30 protein-coding genes and 1 pseudogene are annotated in these 21,706 nt (G+C 61.8%); 25 read left to right on the plus strand and 6 right to left on the minus strand.

Features of this window, described 5'->3' with window-relative positions:
* Nucleotides 1–9: 9 nt before the first annotated feature.
* The 11 genes and pseudogenes from HMPREF2886_RS20490 to HMPREF2886_RS20535 all read left to right on the plus strand — a co-directional run bounded on the left by HMPREF2886_RS20490 (nt 10) and on the right by HMPREF2886_RS20535 (nt 5,488).
* Nucleotides 10–1,026 carry a phage major capsid protein, P2 family gene (locus HMPREF2886_RS20490; RefSeq protein ID WP_022580433.1) on the plus strand — a complete coding sequence of 339 codons (1,017 nt, stop codon included), beginning with the start codon at nt 10–12 and terminating at the stop codon, nt 1,024–1,026.
* A 5-nt stretch (nt 1,027–1,031) separates the two neighbouring features.
* Complete coding sequence (locus tag HMPREF2886_RS20495) at nt 1,032–1,733, plus strand: phage terminase small subunit (RefSeq protein WP_022580432.1); 702 nt, start codon at nt 1,032–1,034, stop codon at nt 1,731–1,733.
* Nucleotides 1,734–1,836: 103 nt separating this feature from the next.
* A complete protein-coding gene (locus HMPREF2886_RS20500) occupies nt 1,837–2,298 on the plus strand; it encodes a head completion/stabilization protein (RefSeq protein WP_022580431.1) in 462 nt (153 codons plus the stop codon).
* Nucleotides 2,298–2,510, plus strand: a complete 213-nt coding sequence (locus tag HMPREF2886_RS20505; RefSeq protein WP_003098378.1) for a tail protein X — start codon at nt 2,298–2,300, stop codon at nt 2,508–2,510. Before HMPREF2886_RS20500 ends, HMPREF2886_RS20505 begins: the two co-directional genes overlap by 1 nt.
* A gap of 24 nt (nt 2,511–2,534) precedes the next feature.
* Complete coding sequence (locus tag HMPREF2886_RS20510) at nt 2,535–2,888, plus strand: putative holin (RefSeq protein ID WP_023127747.1); 354 nt, start codon at nt 2,535–2,537, stop codon at nt 2,886–2,888.
* Nucleotide 2,889: 1 nt separating this feature from the next.
* Nucleotides 2,890–3,162 carry a phage holin family protein gene (locus tag HMPREF2886_RS20515; RefSeq protein WP_015967189.1) on the plus strand — a complete coding sequence of 91 codons (273 nt, stop codon included), beginning with the start codon at nt 2,890–2,892 and terminating at the stop codon, nt 3,160–3,162.
* Complete coding sequence (locus tag HMPREF2886_RS20520; RefSeq protein WP_023127748.1) at nt 3,159–3,965, plus strand: N-acetylmuramidase domain-containing protein; 807 nt, start codon at nt 3,159–3,161, stop codon at nt 3,963–3,965. Before HMPREF2886_RS20515 ends, HMPREF2886_RS20520 begins: the two co-directional genes overlap by 4 nt.
* A pseudogene (lysB, locus tag HMPREF2886_RS35060) lies at nt 3,851–4,324 on the plus strand (Rz-like lysis system protein LysB); the annotation flags it as partial. The gene HMPREF2886_RS20520 and the pseudogene lysB, both read left to right, overlap by 115 nt.
* The gene (gene lysC / locus HMPREF2886_RS34855) at nt 4,248–4,517 is read left to right on the plus strand and encodes an Rz1-like lysis system protein LysC (RefSeq protein ID WP_228482461.1); all 270 of its coding nucleotides are present in this window, start codon (nt 4,248–4,250) and stop codon (nt 4,515–4,517) included. The pseudogene lysB and the gene lysC, both read left to right, overlap by 77 nt.
* Nucleotides 4,501–5,037 carry a phage tail protein gene (locus tag HMPREF2886_RS20530; protein ID WP_070748210.1) on the plus strand — a complete coding sequence of 179 codons (537 nt, stop codon included), beginning with the start codon at nt 4,501–4,503 and terminating at the stop codon, nt 5,035–5,037. Before lysC ends, HMPREF2886_RS20530 begins: the two co-directional genes overlap by 17 nt.
* Entirely contained in the window at nt 5,030–5,488 is a 459-nt protein-coding gene (locus HMPREF2886_RS20535; protein WP_023089204.1) for a phage virion morphogenesis protein, read from the plus strand. Before HMPREF2886_RS20530 ends, HMPREF2886_RS20535 begins: the two co-directional genes overlap by 8 nt.
* A 9-nt stretch (nt 5,489–5,497) precedes the next feature.
* Here HMPREF2886_RS20535 and HMPREF2886_RS20540 read toward each other — a convergent pair whose 3' ends face one another.
* Nucleotides 5,498–5,926, minus strand: coding sequence for a helix-turn-helix domain-containing protein (locus tag HMPREF2886_RS20540; protein WP_070748212.1), 429 nt, complete (start codon nt 5,924–5,926; stop codon nt 5,498–5,500).
* Nucleotides 5,927–6,103: 177 nt separating this feature from the next.
* Here HMPREF2886_RS20540 and HMPREF2886_RS20545 point away from each other — a divergent pair, with 177 nt between their 5' ends.
* The 14 genes from HMPREF2886_RS20545 (at nt 6,104) to HMPREF2886_RS34350 (ending at nt 18,268) form a co-directional block, all read left to right on the plus strand.
* Nucleotides 6,104–6,676 (plus strand): phage baseplate assembly protein V, encoded by a 573-nt coding sequence (locus HMPREF2886_RS20545; RefSeq protein ID WP_070748214.1) that lies wholly within the window; start codon nt 6,104–6,106, stop codon nt 6,674–6,676.
* On the plus strand, nt 6,673–7,017 hold the full coding sequence (locus tag HMPREF2886_RS20550; RefSeq protein WP_070748216.1) for a GPW/gp25 family protein: 345 nt from the start codon (nt 6,673–6,675) through the stop codon (nt 7,015–7,017). The genes HMPREF2886_RS20545 and HMPREF2886_RS20550 overlap by 4 nt, the downstream gene beginning before the upstream one ends.
* Nucleotides 7,014–7,931 carry a baseplate assembly protein gene (locus HMPREF2886_RS20555; RefSeq protein ID WP_070748218.1) on the plus strand — a complete coding sequence of 306 codons (918 nt, stop codon included), beginning with the start codon at nt 7,014–7,016 and terminating at the stop codon, nt 7,929–7,931. Before HMPREF2886_RS20550 ends, HMPREF2886_RS20555 begins: the two co-directional genes overlap by 4 nt.
* Nucleotides 7,928–8,545, plus strand: a complete 618-nt coding sequence (locus HMPREF2886_RS20560) for a phage tail protein I (protein ID WP_033985172.1) — start codon at nt 7,928–7,930, stop codon at nt 8,543–8,545. Before HMPREF2886_RS20555 ends, HMPREF2886_RS20560 begins: the two co-directional genes overlap by 4 nt.
* The gene (locus tag HMPREF2886_RS35065; RefSeq protein WP_070748220.1) at nt 8,542–10,359 is read left to right on the plus strand and encodes a phage tail protein; all 1,818 of its coding nucleotides are present in this window, start codon (nt 8,542–8,544) and stop codon (nt 10,357–10,359) included. The genes HMPREF2886_RS20560 and HMPREF2886_RS35065 overlap by 4 nt, the downstream gene beginning before the upstream one ends.
* Nucleotides 10,360–10,368: 9 nt before the next feature.
* Entirely contained in the window at nt 10,369–10,803 is a 435-nt protein-coding gene (locus HMPREF2886_RS20570) for a phage tail assembly chaperone (RefSeq protein ID WP_070748222.1), read from the plus strand.
* A gap of 100 nt (nt 10,804–10,903) precedes the next feature.
* A complete protein-coding gene (locus HMPREF2886_RS20575; RefSeq protein ID WP_070748223.1) occupies nt 10,904–12,079 on the plus strand; it encodes a phage tail sheath protein in 1,176 nt (391 codons plus the stop codon).
* A 56-nt stretch (nt 12,080–12,135) separates the two neighbouring features.
* Nucleotides 12,136–12,651, plus strand: a complete 516-nt coding sequence (locus tag HMPREF2886_RS20580; protein ID WP_023093077.1) for a phage major tail tube protein — start codon at nt 12,136–12,138, stop codon at nt 12,649–12,651.
* A 54-nt stretch (nt 12,652–12,705) separates the two neighbouring features.
* The gene (locus tag HMPREF2886_RS20585; RefSeq protein WP_034070824.1) at nt 12,706–13,035 is read left to right on the plus strand and encodes a phage tail assembly protein; all 330 of its coding nucleotides are present in this window, start codon (nt 12,706–12,708) and stop codon (nt 13,033–13,035) included.
* 8 nt (nt 13,036–13,043) lie between these two features.
* Entirely contained in the window at nt 13,044–13,163 is a 120-nt protein-coding gene (locus tag HMPREF2886_RS33610; RefSeq protein ID WP_083318584.1) for a GpE family phage tail protein, read from the plus strand.
* Entirely contained in the window at nt 13,153–15,867 is a 2,715-nt protein-coding gene (locus HMPREF2886_RS20590) for a phage tail tape measure protein (RefSeq protein WP_070748225.1), read from the plus strand. Before HMPREF2886_RS33610 ends, HMPREF2886_RS20590 begins: the two co-directional genes overlap by 11 nt.
* A 5-nt stretch (nt 15,868–15,872) precedes the next feature.
* Entirely contained in the window at nt 15,873–16,313 is a 441-nt protein-coding gene (locus tag HMPREF2886_RS20595) for a phage tail protein (RefSeq protein ID WP_015967206.1), read from the plus strand.
* Nucleotides 16,310–17,581, plus strand: a complete 1,272-nt coding sequence (locus HMPREF2886_RS20600) for a phage late control D family protein (protein WP_070748227.1) — start codon at nt 16,310–16,312, stop codon at nt 17,579–17,581. The genes HMPREF2886_RS20595 and HMPREF2886_RS20600 overlap by 4 nt, the downstream gene beginning before the upstream one ends.
* 123 nt (nt 17,582–17,704) lie before the next feature.
* On the plus strand, nt 17,705–18,268 hold the full coding sequence (locus HMPREF2886_RS34350) for a hypothetical protein (protein ID WP_139148416.1): 564 nt from the start codon (nt 17,705–17,707) through the stop codon (nt 18,266–18,268).
* Between the two features lie 93 nt (nt 18,269–18,361).
* Here the strand turns inward: HMPREF2886_RS34350 and HMPREF2886_RS34355 are convergent, their stop codons facing one another.
* The 5 genes from HMPREF2886_RS34355 to HMPREF2886_RS20615 all read right to left on the minus strand — a co-directional run bounded on the left by HMPREF2886_RS34355 (nt 18,362) and on the right by HMPREF2886_RS20615 (nt 21,522).
* On the minus strand, nt 18,362–18,958 hold the full coding sequence (locus HMPREF2886_RS34355; RefSeq protein WP_126453141.1) for a hypothetical protein: 597 nt from the start codon (nt 18,956–18,958) through the stop codon (nt 18,362–18,364).
* A complete protein-coding gene (locus HMPREF2886_RS34360; protein ID WP_126565998.1) occupies nt 18,951–19,817 on the minus strand; it encodes a hypothetical protein in 867 nt (288 codons plus the stop codon). The genes HMPREF2886_RS34355 and HMPREF2886_RS34360 overlap by 8 nt, the downstream gene beginning before the upstream one ends.
* 216 nt (nt 19,818–20,033) lie before the next feature.
* Nucleotides 20,034–20,441 carry a hypothetical protein gene (locus tag HMPREF2886_RS20605; protein WP_070748230.1) on the minus strand — a complete coding sequence of 136 codons (408 nt, stop codon included), beginning with the start codon at nt 20,439–20,441 and terminating at the stop codon, nt 20,034–20,036.
* Between the two features lie 145 nt (nt 20,442–20,586).
* Nucleotides 20,587–21,054: a hypothetical protein gene (locus HMPREF2886_RS20610; protein ID WP_058128948.1), complete on the minus strand. Its 468-nt coding sequence runs from the start codon at nt 21,052–21,054 to the stop codon at nt 20,587–20,589.
* Between the two features lie 36 nt (nt 21,055–21,090).
* A complete protein-coding gene (locus HMPREF2886_RS20615; protein ID WP_226342740.1) occupies nt 21,091–21,522 on the minus strand; it encodes a helix-turn-helix domain-containing protein in 432 nt (143 codons plus the stop codon).
* Nucleotides 21,523–21,706: the final 184 nt, after the last annotated feature.

A 21,706-nucleotide genomic window follows, 5' to 3' on the forward strand; every position in this document is an offset into this window, starting at 1 on the left:
AAAAGCACCATGCGCAACGAAACCCGCAAACAGTTCGACGCCTACCTGGCGCAGCTCGCCAAGCTCAACGGCGTGAACTCCGCCGTCCAGACCTTCGCCGTCGAGCCGAGTGTCCAGCAGAAGCTGGAGCAACGTATTCAGGAGTCCAGCGAGTTCCTGAAGCAGATCAACGTCTACGGCGTCGACGAGCTGCAGGGCGAGAAGATCGGCATCGGCGTCAGCGGCACTATCGCCAGCCGTACCGATACCACTGGCGACGGTGTACGCAAGCCGCGCGACGTGTCCGCGCTCAACAACCAGCGTTACGAGTGCAAGCACACCGACTTCGACACCGCCATCACCTACGCCATGCTCGACGCCTGGGCCAAGTTCCCGGAGTTCCAGGCCCTGCTGCGCGACGCGATCCTCAAGCGCCAGGCCCTCGACCGCCTGATGATCGGCTTCAACGGTACCAGCGCCGCGGCTACCACCAACCGCGCCGCCAACCCACTGCTGCAGGACGTGAACATTGGCTGGTTCCAGCAGTACCGCAACAACGCTCCGGCACGGGTACTGAAGGAAGGGAAGACCACCGGCAAGGTGGTAGTCGGCAACGGCGCCGACGCCGACTACAAGAACCTCGACGCCCTGGTGTTCGACGTGGTCAGCAGCCTGATCGATCCCTGGCACCGCCGCGACCCGGGCCTGGTGGTGATCCTCGGCCGCGAGCTGGTCCACGACAAGTACTTCCCGATGGTGAACAAGGACCAGCCGGCAACCGAGAAGATCGCCACCGACCTCATCCTGTCGCAGAAGCGCATGGGCGGCCTGCCGCCGGTGGAAGTGCCCTACGTGCCCGAGAAGGGCCTCATGGTCACCACCCTGAAGAACCTGTCGCTCTACTGGCAGATCGGCGGTCGACGCCGCTACCTGAAGGAGGTACCGGAGAAGAACCGCATCGAGAACTACGAGTCCAGCAACGACGCCTACGTCGTCGAGGACTACGGCCTCGGCTGCCTGGTCGAGAACATCGAAGTCGCGGAGTAGATGACATGGCCTTCAGTCCCGCCAAGGCGCACTTCCTGCGCGTGACCGCCGCTCAAGAGGCGGCGGCCACTGCCCCGCACCAGGGCATGGAAGGCGCGAACGCCTATGAGCTGCAGCTCGCCCAGCTGTATCAGGATCGCAGCCGACTGAAGAACATCCAATCCGGCGAAGGCAAGGCAGCGCTCAAGGTCGAGCTGCTGCCGGCCTACCAGCCGTACATTTCCGGCGTGCTGCAGGCCGGCAAGGGCGCCCAGGACGAGGTGGTCACCACTGTCATGCTCTGGCGCATCGATGCCGGCGATTACGCCGGCGCCCTGGACATCGCCGACTACGTGCTCGCACACGACCTGGTCATGCCCGACCGCTTCGCGCGTACCTCCGGCTGCGTCATCGCCGAAGAGATCGCCGAGGCCGCGCTCAAGGCACAGAAGACCGGCGGCAGCTTCGACCTTGCGACCTTGCATCGCACCCTCCTGCTCACCGACCAGGCCGACATGCCCGACGAAGCCCGCGCGAAGCTCTACCTCGCCGCCGGCCATGCCACCCTGGAAGGCCTTTCTGTGGAGAGCCCCGGTCAACCCGGGCAGGTGCAAGCCGGCATCGATCTGCTCAAGCGCGCGATCCAACTGCACGACAAGTGCGGCGGGAAGAAGGATTTGGAGGCCGCCGAACGGCTCCAGAAGAAACTGACCGCCTCTGGCGGTTGACCTAGCGTACCCCGCGCCCCGCCGGCTCGGGGCCGATCTGCCAGGTCCTCTCCTTCCTGAGCAGTGACGCCCCGACCACCGGCGACCTCAAGCGAGCAGCAGCATGAGCGGATTCATCGCCAACGGCCCGGTCCCGAGCGGGCACATCAACAGCGATCCCTTCTGGCCCACCATCGAACTCGAGCATGTGCGGGAGAACCTGCGCATCGACTCCAGCGTCGATCCGGCGCGCCTCGAAGTCGCGGTCATTGCCGCGGTGATCAGCGTCAACCGCGAGCTGCGGGCCTGGCGCCTTGAGAAGATCGCGGCCGGCTATGCCGAACTCGCCCAAGTGCCGTCCGACAAGGTGCGGGACACCTCCGAACTGGTGCAGCTGTATCTGCGCGCAGTGCAGTCTGCCACCGCCGCCGAAGTGGCCGAGCGCTACCGCTGGTACGACACCACCACCAGCGGCAACGACAAGGCCCAGGACATCGCAACCACCATCGACGACTACCGCCGCGACCAGCGCTGGGCGATCCGCGACTTTCTCAAGCGTCCCCGCACGACGGTGGAGCTGATCTGATGGCCGCCGTCGCGATCGCCCACCAGAACGACACCGTGGAGGCGCTGTGCTGGCGGCACTACGGCCGCACCGCCGGCGTGACCGAGGCGGTCCTCGAGGCGAACCACGGCCTGGCCGACCACGGCCCCACCCTCCCCCCTGGCCTCAAGGTCACCATGCCGGACATTCCGACAGCCGCCCCGGAACGGCAGATGGTGAACCTATGGGACTGACCACTTTGCAAGGAACCACCCCGCATGGCTGACCTCACCACCACCGCCACGGCCGGCGCCATCATGGGCCTCGGCCTGGGCGTAACCCTTCCGGTCGACGGCGGCATGCTGTTCGGCGCCCTGCTCGGTGCCTGGCTGACCACCGGCACGAAGCAGGACCTGAAGGCCTGGTCGCGCCTGCTGTCGCTGATCCTGCCGACCTGCGTCGGCTACCTGTTCGCCGATGTCGCCCTCGCCCGTGTGCCCTGGCTGACCAACCTGGCCTTCTCTGCCTTCGTCTGCGCCCTGGTAGTCATTCCCCTCAGCCTCAAGGCGGTCGCCTGGGTCGACAAGGTCGACTTCGACGACCTCTGGCGCCGCATCCGAGGAGGTCGCTGACATGCTCATGACTGCCGTTCCGTTGATCGCCGCCCTGGCCTACATCGCTGCCGCGCTGCGCCTGGTCTGCTACCAGCGCTGCGGCGCCCGCTTCCGCCGCAGCGTCTCGTTGCTCGCCAGCCTGCTCGGCGCATCCATGGCCATCTGCGGCCTGGAAATCCTGCTCTACCGCCCACCGGTCAGCATCTGGCACGCCATCGTCGCCACCCTGCTGTGCCTGCTGATCTTCCGTTCCCGCGGCAACGTCGCCGCCCTGCTGAGGCCATCCGCATGACCCTTCGATATGGTGACCGTTCTCAAGAGGTCCTCCAGCTTCAGCGTCGACTGAACACCTGGGCCGGCGCCAACCTCTACGAGGACGGCCACTTCGGCGCCGCCACCGAGGACGCGGTGCGTGCCTTCCAGCGTTCGCATGGACTGGTCGCCGATGGCATCGCTGGCCCGAAGACACTGTCCGCCCTCGGCGGCGCTGACTGCTCGCACCTGCTGCAGAACGCCGACCTCGTCGCCGCCGGAGCTCGCCTCGGCCTGCCGCTGGCGACGATCTATGCAGTCAACCAGGTCGAGTCGAACGGCCAGGGGTTCCTGGGCAACGGCAAGCCGGCAATCCTGTTCGAACGCCACATCATGTACCGCCGTCTCGCCGCCCACGATCAGGTCACCGCCGACCAACTGGCCGCACAGTTCCCCGCGCTGGTGAACCCTCGCCCGGGCGGCTATGCCGGTGGAACCGCAGAGCACCAGCGCCTGGCGAACGCGCGCCAGATCGACGATACCGCCGCCCTGGAGTCGGCCAGTTGGGGCGCCTTCCAGATCATGGGTTTCCACTGGCAACGCCTGGGCTACGTCAGCGTGCAGGCCTTCGCCGAGTCCATGGGGCGCAGCGAGTCGGCCCAGTTCGAAGCGTTCGTCCGCTTCATCGACACCGACCCGGCGCTACACAAGGCGCTGAAGGCTCGCAAATGGGCCGACTTCGCCCGCCTCTACAACGGCCCCGACTACAAGCGGAACCTCTACGACACCAAGCTCGCGCGAGCCTACGAGCAACACGCCAACTGCGCCGAGGCCAGCACGTGAGCCTTCTGCGCCAGGTGTTGTACAGCGCCGCCCTGCTCGGTGCCCTCGGCTTGCTCCTGTGGGTACAGCAGCAGCGCATCGACCTGGCGCAGGCCCGCCTGGCCCAGGCCGAGTTGGCGAGGAAAGCCAGCGACGCCCAGCTTTCCCGCCAGGCCGGCACCATCACGGCCCTCGAGGCCGCCCTTTCCCGCGAGCGCCAGGCCCAGGCCGACCTGGACCAACAGCGGCAGCAACTGCGCCAGGCGCTGGCCATCCGCGAACGCTTGATCGAGGACCTGAAACGTGACGATGAACCCTATCGCCAGTGGGCTGACCAGCCTCTGCCTGATGCTGCTCGCCGGCTGCAACAGCGCCCCGCTATCACCGGAGCGGCCGCTTATCATCAGTGGCTGTCCCGCCGTGACGCCCTGCAGCCTGGAGTCAGCGGCACCGAAGGACAACGGCGGTCTACAGACTGAGGTCGAGCGTATCGGCCTGGCCTGGGCCGAGTGCGCCGCGAAGGTCGACATGATCATCCGCACCCAAGGGGCTACCCATGAACAAGCCCGATAGCCTGAAAGCGCATCTGCTCGCCGCCGTGCCGGAACTCAGGAACAACGGCGACCGCCTGGTGATATTCATCGACAACGGCCGGGTCCGCAGCACCTCGGCCGAGAGCCTGTCCTTCGAATACGCCTATGACCTGCAGGTGATCCTCACCGACTTCGCCGGGCACCCCGACAGCGTGTTTCTGCCGCTGCTCGGCTGGCTGCTGGTGAACCAGTCGGATCTGCTGGCCAACCTCACCAAGGTGCAGGACGGCATCACCTTCGAGGCCGACATGCTCGACCGCAGCAAGGTCGACCTCGGTATCGTCCTGCCACTGACCGAGCGTGTCGTCGTCAAGCGCCGCGAGGATGGCCGCTACGACGTGAGTCACCCGGAAGAGCCCCAGCTCACCGAGGCCATCGCGGTCGATGGGCCGATGCAGATGCTCGCCAACGGCGAGCTGCTGGCCGAGTGGACGCCGCCGACGCCTACCGAGGCCGTCATGCTCGAGACGCCGCAGATCAGGCGCCCGGCCAATGGCTGACAGCCTCGAGGCTCTGGAAGACTGGGCAGGGCCGATTCTACGCGCCCTCGAGCCAGGCCCTCGTGCTGCCCTCGCGCGTTCGCTCGCCCGCGATCTACGGCGCAGCCAACAGAAGCGCGTGATGGCACAGCGCAACCCAGACGGCAGCGCCTACGAGCCTCGCAAGAAGCGCGAACTGCGCGGCAAGCAGGGCCGTATTCGGCGCAAGATCAAGATGTTCCAGAAGCTGCGCACGGTGCGCTATCTACGCGCCAAGGGCGACGCCCAGGCGATTACGGTTTCCTTCGCTGGTCGGATCGCACGCATCGCGCGGGTTCACCAGTACGGGCTGAGGGACCGTGCTGAGCCTGGCGCTCCTGAAGTCCAATATGCGCAGCGCTCCCTTCTAGGGTTCACCGCCGCGGATCTAGACAGCATCCGCAGCGGTGTCCTAAAGCATCTCCCCCCCTGACATCCAACATCAATCCCACTGCCGATGGCGCTCGGCAAATTTCAGTACGTGTTCGTTGTAAGGCTTCAGCTTGAAGCGAGTACGGTGAATGTACTGGCGGCCAGTCTCGCGACTCACAGCCATGGAGCTGATCTCATACTCCCCCTGTCCTTGCTCCCTGAGGTTCAGGAAGGTGTCACTCGAAACGACATCCAACGGCGCTTGGTTATCGTCAACAACCACAAGCAGCTCGCGCTCATCAGTCGGAGTGATGCCATGGGTGATCTTGTAAACAAAGAGCTCCCAGGACGCTTCCGGCATTTCGCGCTGGCCGGACTCCCAGAGTTCCCAGGTGCGTTTGGAGACATGTACCAGCTGCGCAGCTTCCGCTGTGCTAGCTCCGAGAACTGATCGCGCTTTACGCGCCAACTCTCCCCTTTTCGCAGAATCGCTGTTCATAAAAGCCCTCCTGGGCATCATTTAATAACCGCTCAAAACAAGCGGACAGAGAAAAAAATACGCCATAACCCCAATACTGCGCAAGAGCGAATTTTTGTGAATATATAACCTTTGTACGCAAGGCTCGTACAAGCCCCGATGCCCGCATCCTTTCCCATAACAGCACATGCTTAGCGCATGGCTGACTTTGCGACCCTCTCCCGCATGATCGAGAACCTGATCCGCCTCGGCACCATCGCCGCGGTGGACCATGCCGCGCAGCGCGTCCGTGTGTTGACCGGTGACCTGCTGACCGGCTGGCTGCCCTGGGCATCGCCGCGGGCCGGCGCCGACCGCGAATGGAACGCCCCCACCCTGGACGAGCAGGTTCTGCTCTTCAGCCCATCCGGGCAGACCGCCAATGGCGTGGTCCTGACCGGCTTGTTCAGTGACCTGATCCCGCCCAACGGCGACCGCGACGCCCTGCATCGCACCACCTACCGTGACGGCGCGGTGATCGAGTACGACAGCGCCGCCCACCACCTGCGCGCAGTTCTTCCCGCCGGCGGTACCACCGAGCTCATCAGCGACGGCGGCATCCACATCGTCGGCGACATCACCCACCAGGGCGACTACATCCAGACCGGCAACCAAACCGTCACCGGCAAGGTCACGGTGAGCGTCGACGTGATCGCCAAGGGCATCAGCTTGGTCGGTCATACCCACGGCGGCGTCATGCCGGGCGGCGCTACGACGGGGAAACCGCAATGAATGCCCATACCGGCGGCGCCATCGACCGCTTGGCACACATCCGCCAGTCGATCGCCGACATCCTCACCACTCGCATCGGTAGCCGCGTCATGCGGCGCGAATACGGCAGCCAGTTGCCGGAGCTGATCGATGCTCCGTTCAACGACACCACCCGCCTGCAGATCTATGCCGCCACCGCCATGGCCCTCATGCGCTGGGAACCGCGCATCCGCCTGAGCCGTGTCCAGATCACCGGCCAGAACCTGGCCGGCCAGGTGCTCATGGAGATTGACGCCACCCTGGTGGACAGCAACGAGCCGCACAACCTGAGCATCCCCCTGCAGATGGGCGCCAGCGCATGACAACGAACTTCGTCGCCATCGACCTCAGCCAGTTGCCACCACCACACGCGGTGGAGCAGCTGGACTACGAGCAGATACTCGCCGAGCGCAAGGCCTACGCCATCAGCCTCTGGCCGGAGGATCAGCAGGCGGAAATCGCCGCCCGCCTCGCCCTGGAGTCCGAGCCGCTGACCAAGCTGCTCGAGGAAAACGCGTACCGCGAAATGCTCTGGCGCCAGCGGGTCAACGAGGCGGCTCTCGCCAACATGCTGGCCAGCGCCCAGGGCGCCGACCTCGACCAGCTCGCCGCGAACTACAACGTCAGACGCTTGGTCATCCAGCCCGGAGATCCGTCGAAGGTGCCGCCCGTGCCGGAACTGCTGGAGTCCGACGACAGCCTACGCGAGCGGGCGCAGATGGCCTGGGAAGGCCTCAGCACCGCGGGACCGCGTAACAGCTACATCTTCCACGCCCGCGCCGCCGACGGCCGCGTCGGCGATGCCTCGGCCGTCAGCCCATCGCCCGCGGTCGCCGTTGTCACCGTGCAGTCGGCCATCGGTAACGGCACCGCGCCAGCAGAGCTGCTGGCCGTCGTAGAGCGCTATCTCTCAGACGAAGATCGCCGCCCAGTCGCCGACCGACTGATCGTCCAGAGCGCCGAAGTCATCGAGTACAGCATCAGCGCATCGCTGTTTCTTACGACCATCGGCCCCGAAGCCGAGCCGATCCAGGCCGCCGCCCGCGCGCAGCTCGAGGCCTATGTCTTTCAACGACGGCGGTTGGGGATGGAAGTATCAGAGTCGGCGATCCATGCCGCGCTGCACGTCGAAGGGGTTCGTAAAGTCGAACTCGCCGGCTGGGAAGACATCGCCGCCACTGCAAGCCAGGCGCCGTACTGCACGAACATCACGCTCACTATCGGTACCGAGCCATGACCGCGCTTCCACTGCTGCCTCGCAACGCCTCCGAGCTCGAACGCCTGGCAGCCCAGGCGCTGGCGGAGATACAGCGGGTACCGATCCCGCTGCGCACGCTCTGCAACCCTGATACCTGCCCTGCGAATCTTCTGCCGTACCTCGCGTGGGCGTTTTCCGTTGACCGCTGGAGCAGCGCGTGGCCTGAATCGGCACGCCGCGGCGCCATCCGCTCGGCATTCTTCATCCATTCGCGCAAGGGCACGATCGGCGCCTTGCGCCGCGTAGTTGAACCACTGGGGTATCTGATCGAGGTCCGTGAGTGGTGGCAGCAGGCGCCGGCCGGCATCCCCGGAACCTTCGAACTGCTGGTCGGCGTACTCGAAACCGGTATCACCGAAGAGATGTACGAGGAACTGACCTGGCTGATCGACGACGCCAAGCCGTTGACCCGGCACCTCGTCGGCCTCGCCATCAGCCTTGAGAGCACCGGCAGCGTGCGCCTGGGCGCCGCCGTCTACGACGGCGACGAAATCGACGTTTATCCCCCGAGCCCCCGCGACATCGAAGTCACCGGCACCATCGGCCGGGGCGGTCGCGATCACACCATCGATACCCTGGATGTGTACCCATGATCGATCAGAATTCACAGTTCTTCGCCATCCTGACCAACATCGGCGCGGCCAAGCAGGCCAACGCCGATGCGCTGGGCATCCCATGGAAGATTACCCAGATGGGCGTGGGTGACGCGGGCGGCACCGACCCGATTCCCTCCCCCACCCAGACCGCGCTGGTCAACGAGCGACGCCGGGCGCCGCTCAACCAGTTGAAGGTGGATCCGCAGAATGCGGCGGTGATCATCGCCGAACAGATCATCCCGGAGAACGTCGGCGGCTGGTGGATCCGTGAAATCGGGCTCTACGATGCCGACAACGACCTTGTCGCGGTCGCAAACTGCGCGCCCAGCTTCAAACCGTTGCTGAATCAGGGATCGGGACGTACGCAGGTTGTGCGCATGAACCTGATCGTCAGCAACTCCGCCAACGTCGAGTTGAAGATCGATCCTGCAGTGGTGCTTGCCACGCGCGCCTATGTACTCGACCAGTTGAAGAGCTACGCCCCGCTCTTCTCACCGGCATTCAGCGGAGCACCAACAGCCCCCACCCCACCATTGTTCGCACACGACCAGAAGCTTGCGACGACCGAGTACGTCAGAATGGCCCTGGGTAGCGCCGCGCGCGCAATCTCATACACCGGCAATACGGTGCTGGATGAACCGGTAATCGGTTCGATCCTCGTCGCGGGCTCGCATGACCGCGATTTCACATGGACCACGCCGAACCTATCTGTTCTTCCAACTGGCGCGTCGTTCCACATCGTCAACATCAGCGGTTCGACACTGACGCTGGTCCAGCGTACCGCTGCGGATCACTACATCAGCGCGGACGACCCGTCCGGCGTCGCAATCTCGTACACGATACCGAACAACGTCACCGCAACTATCTCGAAGTACCAGCCAGGCCTGTGGCTAATCAGCCATGTGTCACGCCCGACCGCCGCGCTGAAGAGTCTCGTGGATGGGCTGATCGACGGAACGAAGCCCGCAGGGAAAGCCGTGCAACTCGTGAACTCTCGCAAACTCACGCTGAGCGGCCAGGCCAGCGGCAGTGTTCAGTTCGATGGCTCGAGCGACGTAACGATAGATGTCCAGCTCGCCGATAGCCTCACCCTGACAGGCTCCCCCAACGCGCCGACACCGGCGGCGTTCGATAGGGATTCGTCGATCGCCACGACCGAATATGTGCGTGCCGCTCTCGGTAGCATGGCCGGCGCAGCGGTGCTGACGGGCGATGCTATCCTCGACGCCCCCCTCGTCGGCCTGACTGTGGTGGCCGGCGCACATAACCGAGAGGCGACGTGGACGACTCCGCAACTTTCGGCGCTCCCACAAGGCGCCTCGCTGCGCTTGGTCAACCTGAGCGGCTTCACCGTAACGCTGGTGCAACGCTCGACAACCGACCGCTTCATCAGCGCAACCGACCCCTCCGGGACTGCTACCACCTACATCATCCCCAACGGCACGTCGATTTCCCTCACGAAATACCAGGCGTCGATGTGGCTTATCGAAGCCACCCCGGCATTCCCCGCGCTGCGCTCGTCGCCGGGCTATCAGAAGCTGCCGAGCGGCCTGATTCTGCAGTTCGGCAGCGTCAGCATTCCGCCCGGCACCGGCGAAAGCACCGGATGGGCCACGCTACCCATCGCGTTCCCCAACGGTCCATTGACTGTCGTGCCGTCGCTGCAATACGGCGGGACCAGTTCGAGCTGGTACGGGTTCAGCGTCTGGTCAGGAAGCATTACGCCCACGGCGATCGCCTGCTCACTGAACAGCGGATCGACGCCACGCGAGATGGCCGGCGTCGTGAACTACGTCGCAATCGGTTACTGAGGACAGACCATGTCGCACTTTTTCGGCACGAAACCCATCGCCTTCTACGACACAGCGATCAACACCGATATCCCCGACGACGCAGTCGAGATCACCGCAGACGAGCACGCGGACCTGCTCGCGGCTCAGGCACGTGGCAAACGCATCGCGGTCGGCAAAGACGGGCGGCCGATCCTGCTGGACCCACCAGCTCCCACACGGGACGAACGGGAGAGCTTCGAGCGCATCTGGCGCGACGCACGGTTGCGCGAAACAGACTCACTGGTTGCCCGGCACCGCGATGAGATCGAGGCCGGGGACGTGCCCACGCTCGACGCCGAGAAATACAGCGCACTACAGACCTACCGGCGCGCACTCCGGGACTGGCCGGAAGCTGGAGAGTTTCCGCTCGCAGAACACCGGCCGAGAGCGCCGGAATGGCTGGCAGGCGAACTGGCGTCCTGACATTTTGTAGAGCGCCGTGCCACAAGGCGCCTCGCTCGCTGTTCCACCGCGCGCGCGGCAGCCTGTGCAGTGTCATCCAACCACTGCACAGGCACACCCCATGGCCGCTGACCAATACCATCACGGTGTCCGGGTCCAAGAGATCAATGACGGGACCCGCCCCATTCGCACCATCGCCACCGCGATCATCGGCCTGGTAGCCACCGCCGAAGACGCCGACGCCACCGCCTTCCCGCTCGATACGCCGATACTCATCACCAACGTGCAGGCTGCCATCGGCAAGGCGGGCACCAGCGGCACGCTGGCCGCCAGCCTGCAGGCGATCGCCGACCAGGCCAACGCCGCCACTGTGGTGGTGCGGGTGAAGCCGGGCGAAGATGAAGCCGCGACCAATAGCGCCGTCATCGGCGGCGTCAGCGCCGAAGGCAAGTACACCGGCATGAAGGCCCTGCTCGCTGCCAAGGCCCGCTTGGGCGTGGTACCGCGTATCCTCGGCGCGCCGGGTCTGGACACCCAGCCGGTCGCTACCGCACTCATCGCCATCGCCCAGCAACTGCGCGCCTTCGCTTATGTCTCCGCCAGCGGCTGCAAGACAAAGGAAGAGGCCACCGCCTACCGCGAGAACTTCGCCGCGCGCGAAGCCATGGTGATCTGGCCGGACTTCCTGACTTGGAGCACCGTGGTCAACCAGACCGTGCCTACGCCAGCTGTTGCCCAGGCCCTGGGCTTGCGCGCCCGGATCGATCAGGAGGTCGGTTGGCACAAGACCCTGTCGAACGTCGCCGTCAACGGCGTGACCGGCATCAGCGCCGACGTGTTCTGGGACCTGCAGAGCCCCAGCACCGACGCCAACTACCTCAACGAGAACGAGGTCACCACCCTGGTGCAGGAAGGGGGATTCCGTTTCTGGGGTTCGCGCACCTGCAGCGATGATCCGCTGTTCGCCTTCGAGAACTACACCCGCACCGCCCAGGTGCTGGCCGACACCATCGCCGAAGCGCACATGTGGGCGGTCGACAAGCCCATGCACCCGTCACTGGTGCGCGACATCCTTGAGGGCGTGAACGCGAAGTTCCGCGAGCTCAAGGGGCTCGGTCTGATCATCGACGCCCAAGCCTGGTACGACCCCAACATGAACGACAAGGACACGCTCAAGGCCGGCAAGCTGCGCATCACCTACGACTACACCCCGGTGCCGCCGCTCGAGGACCTGACCTTCTTCCAGAAGATCACCGACAGCTACCTCGTCGACTTCGCCAGCCGCGTCAACGCCTGACACCCAGCGCTCCCCGGACGGGGAGCCGACCCACCTGATTCCCGGAGAGCCCTACCATGGCCATGCCGCGCAAGCTCAAGAACATGAACCTCTTCAACGACGGCGGTAGCTACCAGGGCGTCGTGAAGTCCTGCACCCTGCCCCCGCTGGCCCGCAAGATGGAGGCCTTCCGCGGGGGCGGCATGAACGGCCCGGTCAAGGCCGACCTCGGCTTCGACGATGACGGCATCCAGTTCGAGTGGACCCTCGGCGGCCTGGATCTGACAGCCCTCAAACAGTACGGCGCAGTCAGTGCCAGCGGCGTCATGCTGCGCTTCGCCGGCTCATTCCAGCAAGACGATACCGGCGAAGTCACGCCCGTCGAAATCGTCGTTCGCGGCCGGCACGAGACCATCGAAATGGGTGACGCCCAGCCCGGCGAAGACACCGAGCACAAGATCACCACCACCTGCAGCTACTACAAGCTCGTCGTCAACGGCGAGGAAGTCATCGAGATCGACCTGCTGAACTTCGTCGAGAAGGTCAACGGCAAGGACCTGCTCGAGGCACAGCGCAAGGCCATCGGCCTGTAATCCCTTCCCGCCGGCCCGGCCGGCGGTTTCTTTCCCCCTTGGATACCGACGCCCATGAAAACCGAACAGACTCCCGCTGACCTGCAGAACGCTCCCGACAACGTCGTCCCCCTCGACCAGCCGATCAAGCGCGGCGCCCAGTCCATCGAATCGCTCACCCTGCGCAAGCCCTCCTCTGGCGAACTGCGCGGCCTGCACCTGCTCGACCTGCTGCAGTTCGATGTGGCCGCGACCATCAAAATCCTGCCGCGCATCAGCCAGCCGACCATCACCGAGCCCGAGGCCACCGGCATGGACCCGGCCGACCTGCTCGCCTGCGGCCAGGTGATCGCCGGTTTTTTGCTGCAGAAGCGGGCGAAGGCGGCAGCCTCCCTGATCGCGTAGAAAACGCCATGGCCGACCTGGCCGTGACGTTTCACTGGGCGCCGGACCATATGGACCGGCTCTCGCTCACCGAACTGATGGAATGGCGCGAACGCGCCCGGGTACGGAGTTCCGCCTATGGCGAATGACCTGCAGCTGCGCGTGCTGCTCAGCGCGATCGACAGAGCCACCGCTCCCCTGCGTCGCATCATGCAAGGCAGCGACGCGACGGCCCGGGCGCTCAAGGCAACTCGCGAGCGCCTGAAGCAGCTCAACGCTCAGCAGAGCGACGTGCGCGCGTTCCGTACCCAGCGCGGCGCTCTGGAGCAGGTCAGCACCGCGCTGGCCGCGCAACAGGCCCGGGTGAAAGCGCTGGCCCAGCAGATGGCCACCGCCGGCAACCCCACCCGTGCGCTCACCCGCGACTACAACCGGGCCATCCGTGAAGCTGGTTTCCTCAAGCAGCAACACCTGCAGCAGAGCCAAGCCCTGCAGCAACTGCGCACGCGCCTCAGCAACGCCGGCATCAGCACCCGCAACCTCGGCCAGCATGAGCGCGACTTGCGCGCGCAGATCCAGGCGGCCAATGGCGCCATCAACAGCCAGGCGCAGCGCTTACGCAACCTCAGCCAGCAGCAGGAACGCCTGACCCACGCCCGCAACTCCTACAGCCGTGGCATCCAGAGCGCTGCCGCGCTGGGCGGAACCGGCATGGCTGCGCGCGCAACTGGGATGTACACGGGCGGAGTGCTGAAACAACTGCTCAATGTCGGCTACGAATTCGACGCCACGATGTCGGCGACCCAGGCCGTCACCCGTATCGAGCGCAAGGACGACCCACAGATGCAGGCCCTGCGGCAGCAGGCCCGGACCCTGCCACTGTCGAGCAAGTTCACCGACAAGGAAGTCGCCGAGGGTCAGTACTTCTTGGGCCGCACCGGCTACACCCCGCAGCAGATTCTCGGCGCCATGCCCGGCATGCTTAACCTCGCCGCCGCCGGTAACATGGACCTGGGGTCAACCGCCGATATCGCCTCCAACATCCAAACCGCCATGGGCATCCCTGCGGAAAAGATGAACAAGGTGGCCGACGTCATGACCGCAGCGTTCACTCGCAACAACGTCGATATCCGCATGCTCGGCGAGTCGCTGAAGTACTCCGCAGGCGTCGGTCGTGAGTATGGCCAGAGCCTGGAAACCGTCACGGCGGCCACCGCGCTGCTGGGCAACGCTGGCGTGCAAGGCAGCCAGGCCGGCACCTCGATGCGTTCAGTGCTGACCCGCCTGGGCCTGTCCAAGGCGGTGGCCAAGCTGGGTGTCACTACCCAGGACAGTGCCGGCAACATGCGCGACATGTTGGATATCCTCAAGGACATCAACGACAAGACCCGCTCGATGGGCAACCTTCAGCGCGGTGCGATTTTCAAGGATATCGCCGGCCAGTACGCGGTGACCGCCTTCGGCACCCTGATGCGCGCGGTGCAGAGCGGCCAGTTCCAGACCATGCGCGGCAACTTGGACAACAGTGAAGGCGAAGCAGCCCAGGTCGCAGCTACCCAGTTGGACAACCTCCGGGGCGACATGACCATGCTGCATGCCGCCTGGGAAAACATTTCGGTCGAGCTGTTCGACAAGAACAACGCCTGGATGCGCGAACTCACCCAGGACTTCAGCCACCTGCTGCACGAGGTCGGCGAGTTCCTCAAACAGAATCCTCTGCTGAGCAAGGCCATCGTCATCACCATTGCTGCGTTCTCGGCGCTGATGGCCACCGTCGGAAGCCTGTTGATCGCTGTGGCTGGAGTCCTGGGGCCGATGATCGCGCTACGCTTCATGTTCGCCAGTATTGGCATTCGCCTGCCCGGCCTGATCGGCCTGCTGAAATTGCTGTTCGCACCGATCCGCATGCTGGCCGGCCTGTTGATCGGCCCGCTGGTGACCGCCCTGCGCGTCGTGAGCATCGCGCTGTGGGGCCTGGCCGCCAACCCGGTGGTCCTGGCAATTGCCGCCGTCGTGGCGGTGCTGGCCGGCGCCGCGTACCTGATCTATCGCAACTGGGACGCCGTCAAGGCGTACCTGCTCGGGATGTGGGAAGAGATCCAGGCGGGCCTGAACGGCGGGATCGGCGGGATCATCCGCATCCTCCTCGACTTCAACCCACTCGGCCTGATGTACCGCGCCTTCGCCGGCGTCCTGGGCTACCTGGGCATCGACCTGCCGGCGCGCTTCAGCGACTTCGGCAACATGATCGTCCAGGGCCTGGTGAACGGCCTGCTCGCCGGCATAGGGCAGATCAAGCGCGCGGTCCAGCGCGTCGGCGGCGCCGCGATCGACTGGTTCAAGGACAAGCTCGGCATCCATTCGCCGTCGCGGGTATTCGCCGACCTGGGCGGGTTCACCATGGACGGCCTGGCCCAGGGCCTCGGCGCCGGCCAGGCCGGCCCGCTGGGCGTGATTGCACGTCTCGGCCAAGGCCTGGTCAGCGCGGGCCGTCAGGCTGTCGCCGGCCTCGACGGGGAGTTTGCCCGAGGCCCCCGCCCTGCGATCACGCCGCCGACGTTCGACCAGCCGCTACTGGCCATGCTGGGCGCCCTGGGCAAGAGCGCCGGCGCCATCGGCGCCCTGGTGCTCGGCGCCAGCGCCCCGGCGCAGGCCATCACCATCGACAACCGTCCCCCGGTCAGTTCGGCGCCAGCAGCGATCAGCGTCGGCGGCGACACCTACTACATCACCATCCAGGCCGGCGCGGGCAGCGACACCGCAGACCTGAAACGCACGCTCAGCCAACTGCTGGACGAGCGCGAACGCAACAAGGCGGCACGCCTGCGCGCCCGCCTGCAGGACCGGGAGTAACCACCATGATGCTGTCCCTCGGGATGTTCGTCTTCAGCCTGCACACGCTGGCCTACCAAGAGTTCCAGCGGCAGACCGAGTGGCGACACGCCAGCAGCAGCCGCATCGGTGCCCAGCCGGCGCGCCAGTTCGTCGGTCGCGGCGACGACGCGATCACCCTGCCCGGCGTGCTGCTGCCGGAGCTGGCCGGCAGCGCGTTGAGCCTGGACGTGCTGCGGCAGATGGCTGACACCGGGTCGGCCTGGCCCATGGTCGAGGGCACCGGACGCATCTACGGCCTGTGGGTGATCGAGCGCGTCACCGAGACGCGGACACTCTTCTTCGCCGACGGCACCCCGCGGCGGATCGAGTTCTCCCTCGAGCTCAAACGCATCGACGACGGCCGCACCGATCTGCTCGGTTCGGTCCTCGGTACCGCCGGCAACCTGCTGAGACGCATCCTGTGATCGATGTCGCCCTCGCCCGCGTAACGGGCTACCTGACCAGCGCCGTCGAGCAGCTGCAGCGCGACGCCGGCTACCCGGTGCCGGTGTTCCGGCTCACGGTCGACGGCAACGACATCGCCCAGCTCATCAGCCCACGACTGATCGCCCTGGACCTGACCGACAATCGCGGCCTCGAGGCCGATCAGTTGAGCGTGACACTCAGCGATCATGACGGGCTGCTCGCGATCCCACCGCGCGGCGCCGTGCTGCACCTCTGGCTGGGCTGGAGTGACAGCGGACTGGTCGACAAGGGCACCTACACCGTCGACGAAACCGAGCACAGCGGCGCGCCGGACGTGCTCAGCATCCGTGCCCGCTCGGCGGACCTGCGCAAGGGCCTGAAGGTCAAGCGCGAGCGCAGTTGGAGCAGCCCGAAGACGCTGGGCGACGTGCTCACCGACATCGCCCTCGGCAACAACCTGAAGCCGGTGCTCGCGCCGGCGCTGGCGGGCCTGCCGATCCTGCAGCTGGACCAGGCCAACGAGTCCGACGCCAACCTGCTGACACGCCTGGGCGAGGACTTCGATGCGGTGGCCACCGTGAAAGCCGGCTGCCTGCTCTGCCTGCCGGCCGGCGGCGGCAAGACTGCCAGCGGCCTGGCGCTGCCGCACATCAACCTCACCCGCCAGGATGGCGACCAGCACCGCTACCTGCAGGCCGACCGCGACAGCTACGACGGCGTGCGCGCGTACTTCTACGACGTGAACAGCGCGAAGAAGCAGGAGGCAATCGCCGGCGCCAAGGGCGACAACCTGAAGGACCTGCGCCACACCTACAGCGACCGCCAGAGCGCCCTGCGCGCCGCCCGCGCCAAGTGGAACCGCCTACAGCGTGGCAGCGCCACGCTCAGCTACGTGCTCGCCAAGGGGCGGCCGGACCTGATCCCGGAACTGACCTACACCCTGCAGGGCGTGAAGACGGAGATCGATGCGATCATCTGGTACGGCGGCAATGTGCAGCACAGCCTCAGCGCCGACGGCGGCTACATCACCAGCCTGGAGCTGGAAAGCAAGCTGCCAGAGGACCTGGTCAGCGACTTGGCCGACGACACCGGCGGCGACTACACCGGCATCATCGCCTACTACCGCGACGAGAAGAGTGGGACGGAGAAGACCATCACCGCGGGAGACCAGAGCAAGCCACGCCGCCTGCGCTACTTGTACAGCACCAAGGGCAGCGCGAAGCGGGCTGTGGATCGGGAGTGGAAGCGCCTGCAGGCGGCTCGCTAGCCGCTCGATTCTCCATATTACAGGGATTTGCGCATCCGGTTAGGAGAGAAAGTTAATAACTTCCTCTGGAAATCTTCCTGAAGAAGATGTAAATAAGTTAAGCGTACCTCGGGAGGATCGGAAATGGAAAATTCCAAGTCAACCGCAAAAAAGCCAACAACCACTTTTGGCAGCGCCATTTTAGAAGCTCTGGAGAAAGGGAGAAGCTGCACCTCAACGGCACCCAAGCCCACCAACCAAATAGCAGAAATAAGTAATGAGACGTCAATGATTGACTCTTTACTTAAAGTGGCGCTGAAGAAAGAGGAGTCTCGAAAGGAAAAGCTTGCTAAAAGGCGCGCTAAGATAAATAGTGCAAAAGCCAACCCTCCCAACCCTAGAAAAAAGCTATCCGAAGTAGAAAATCTTAAAAACCAAGTTTCGATACTAACAAAATCAAACAACGATCTAAAAAAAAGAATTTCCGATATTCTTTTCGGTAACTCAGAAAAAGATAAGAAAGAAAAGATAGAAAAATTACTAAACAAAGCCCTACAGGAGATAAGAGAAGTTAAAAAGAGGAACAAGGCCCTAGAGGTGGAGAACGAAACCCTCCGTAAGATGCTAATAAAACATTATGCAAAGACGCTTGACCTAAAAAAGGAAACTGTGTTTTACGGGGGACAATATTCCGATCCAGAGACATAGATCAAAGCATCTAAAGCCTCTGAAATCAAAAAAGGCAACGATAAAAATGAAGCGCAACACTCAACGAAGGAGTCATCCTAAGACGCCTCAAAATCACTGCACTTCTTTAAATCCGTCCATAATATTTTTTACCTTATCTTTAGCTTGCTCCTCTTTCTCCAGTACTAGAGAGTCCAGCGCAAAAGAATGAACATCGTATATTTGAAAAGGAAGAAATATCGTCCGATAAACGCCTAAAGAAAAGTACCCCATTGCCAAAGAAAAAAGCAATAACGAATCAAGCAAGTTAACCCTTGAATTCTTAATCATTATTGTTAGCAAGCAAAACCCCACACAAAACAGGAAAGCAATTAAGGTCTGCGTCTGAGAGAGCAATATATATTTTGTCTTCAGAGCATATACCTTTGCCTGCTCATACCTCAACTTATCAGCAGCAGGGTTCCGCCCAGAAAAGAGCATTGCAGTAATAACAAAACCAATAATTATTCCACAAAAACTTATTATTGAGTCAAGTACCTTATCCTGTGCCGAGAGACTCAGGCTATAGCCGACCCCACACCCGCACAACATAAAGACCATATTAATCAACAGTGAGAATATTCGATTATGAGCCTCTCTTGAGACAGTACCAAACTCCCTAACAACAAGCCATACATTAATTAGTTCTTCAGGAAGCCAGTTCTTAGCCATTTCCTATCATGTTACCCTCATCGTCAATAACTCGATTGCCTTTCTTATCGGGAGCCATAAGGAGCCCAAGATAGTGAATCATGCTCTCTCGAATCTCTGCATGATCAGGGTTCCTTCCGCCAGCATCCCGAACAGTTATAGGCATAGATATTTTATACCTTGAAAGCCCTTTAATACTTCCATGCTTTAGCTTAATAAATATTCGATCAAACTCATCATCTTTAGCTGTACAAGCTTCCTCTACAACTTCCTCAGTATCGAGAACGCTATCCTTCTCTGCCGTCCAACTTAACGCAACCAAGCCTGTCTTACTGAAAACAGAATGGGCCCTCGAGAGAAGTCCTGCAACTCTATTTTCATTTTGCTCTTGTGCCGCAGAGATACCAAGAGAAACGGAAACGGCGCCACCCCCTTGCTCAATCTCCTTATCTAGATCAGAAGAAATAGCCGTCGTCAGCATGACAGTAGGAGGCCTAGGTGCACATTTTGCGCGCAGAAGCTTGTTGATATACTTCTGAATAAGAAAAGAGCCACCCGTCCCTTTACTAGCTTCAACTATCACTACATTTCCAAATATTAAAACATGTGATATTTGAATAAGCTCCTTTGGATTTCCTCGGCCATCTACAATCTGCGCAATATCATATGAGGCATTATTTACATTAGGGTCAGGGGTAAACCCAGCGGGCATACGTCCAGGTATATAGGACCAAAGCTCAAAAAACACAGCACCATTGCCATAATTCCTCAGATTATTATAGAAATAAGTCTGATCAATCTCAGGGCCTTCTGGCCCAATATGTTCATCATGGACTTGTCTATCTCCAACAGTGATACACGCAGCTGAGGCCTCTGCCATGAGATCTGATAGACTCCTGCCTATCTCTTTTGCGAAAATCGCAGGTCTCAGAGCCAATGTTCTGCTTAAAGGTTTACGCTTCACCTTGTCCCCACACAATTTTCCAAATAAGCATCAACCAAAAGATAGAACCTTCAAACTCTACAGCGAGCTCTCTTGATTACATCTTTATGTAATTAGCCTACACAATTAGAGCAGACCAGAGACACACAGACCTCATCCAAGCTTGTTCTTATAGGCCTCAGTCAACTTACTCTTTCTCGCTTCATTCTTTGCCTCATCATGCTCTCTTAGGGTTTTCTTGCCCATGTATAAAAACACTCCACCAATCGAGAAACCCAGAAACACCACCATCCAACCAAAGGTAAAAAGACTAGAAACCTGATAATTATAAAAAACAGGAGAATATTCCCAAACCCAACTCACGACTGGGTACTGGGTATTATGATAGAGATCAAGTATCGAATTCCTGACATTAACGAAGACACCGAGATCGTTCCCATCAAGACTAATAGCAATGCTCTTCATCGCCGAAATTAGAAAAACCAAGAAAAACAAAAACATCACCATTCGCCCAACCACCACAAGTATTCTGGCTCTGAATTTCTCTAGTTCTAAGTCCATATACCCTCCCATAACAAATCAAAAAAGCGCACAACAAAGAAAAACTCATTAAAGGCAGACACCCCCATAATTTAAAAACTTCAAGCAAGAACACAGTTACCCTTGAAAAGTTTTCTCATTGGGCGTTGCATTGCACAAGTCCTCATCAGAGCGCCACCTCAATGTACTCGCCTGCGGTGAGCCGTTGCCGCTCTACTTCAGTGAGCTGGCCTCTTACCTCGCCTACCCCGTGTGTTGCCGCCGAGATGAATGGCGCCCCGCTAAGAAGATTGAACTCCTCCGGCACGCTACGCTCGACCGGGGAATAGTAGATCTGCCGTGGCGGAGAACCATTCAGGTAAACCGCCAACTGGTAGTACTGAGCCTTGTAGGTGGGCAGGACTACCGCGGTGATACGGAGGTTTCGCCAGTTGCTGGTCGGCTGGACAGAGGCAAGTGACTTCAAAAGTGGGATGGAGAACCGGAGTTTTGTGGGCCGGACCTCATGGACGTGATTGAAGAGCCAGTACAGCCCCTTGCTCGTGAGGGAGTAGTAGGTACCGTAGACACCCGACACCACTTCAATCCCACGCTGTTGAAGCACAAGCCGCTCCCTGCTACCAAGCACCGCCATGACTTTCCGTCCATGCCCGTTCCTAATAAGAACAGATCATGCCAGCCTTTTAACATCAGCGACAACGGCCTCCAGCTCCGCAAGGCGCTGCTCCAGAATTTTCAGACGTTTCTTTTCCTCAGCAGCAAGCTGTATTTCTCGCTGCTCGCCCTCGTCTAGTTCGCGCCAAAGTGCCAACAGGGCCTGCTCACGAGGGTTCTCCGCCCCACCGGGCGCTTCTCCTACGGATACGCCTCTGAGCATCCGGCCATCCCCTGTAAGCAGCCAGTCAACAGAGATACCCAATCGAGAACTTATCGTTCCCAAGGCCTCAGCGTTCGGCTCCCGCAGCCCCAGGGTATAGTTCTGGAACGATCTGTACGGTATTCCGCAGGCTTCTGCAGCTTCCTTTATCGAAAGCCCCTTGGCTTCCAAGGCCGCACGCAGCCGCACAGAAGTTTCCATTTGTGCATTTTTATCTGTTGACATTTCCAAACGAGTGCCTAACATATGTCCGAGTGAGTACATCTTATCTATATGGGAACACTCGATCTATGACCCCTAATCAGATCCGTGCACGTCTCGTCGAAAAGGGCAGCAGTTACCGGAAGTTCGCCCTGGCTCGCGGCTACGAGCCACGCAATGTCACCCAGGTAGTGGCTCGCTGGGCAGG

It is taken from the genome of Pseudomonas sp. HMSC066A08, assembly GCF_001813025.1.
In the GTDB taxonomy this organism is placed as follows: domain Bacteria; phylum Pseudomonadota; class Gammaproteobacteria; order Pseudomonadales; family Pseudomonadaceae; genus Pseudomonas; species Pseudomonas aeruginosa.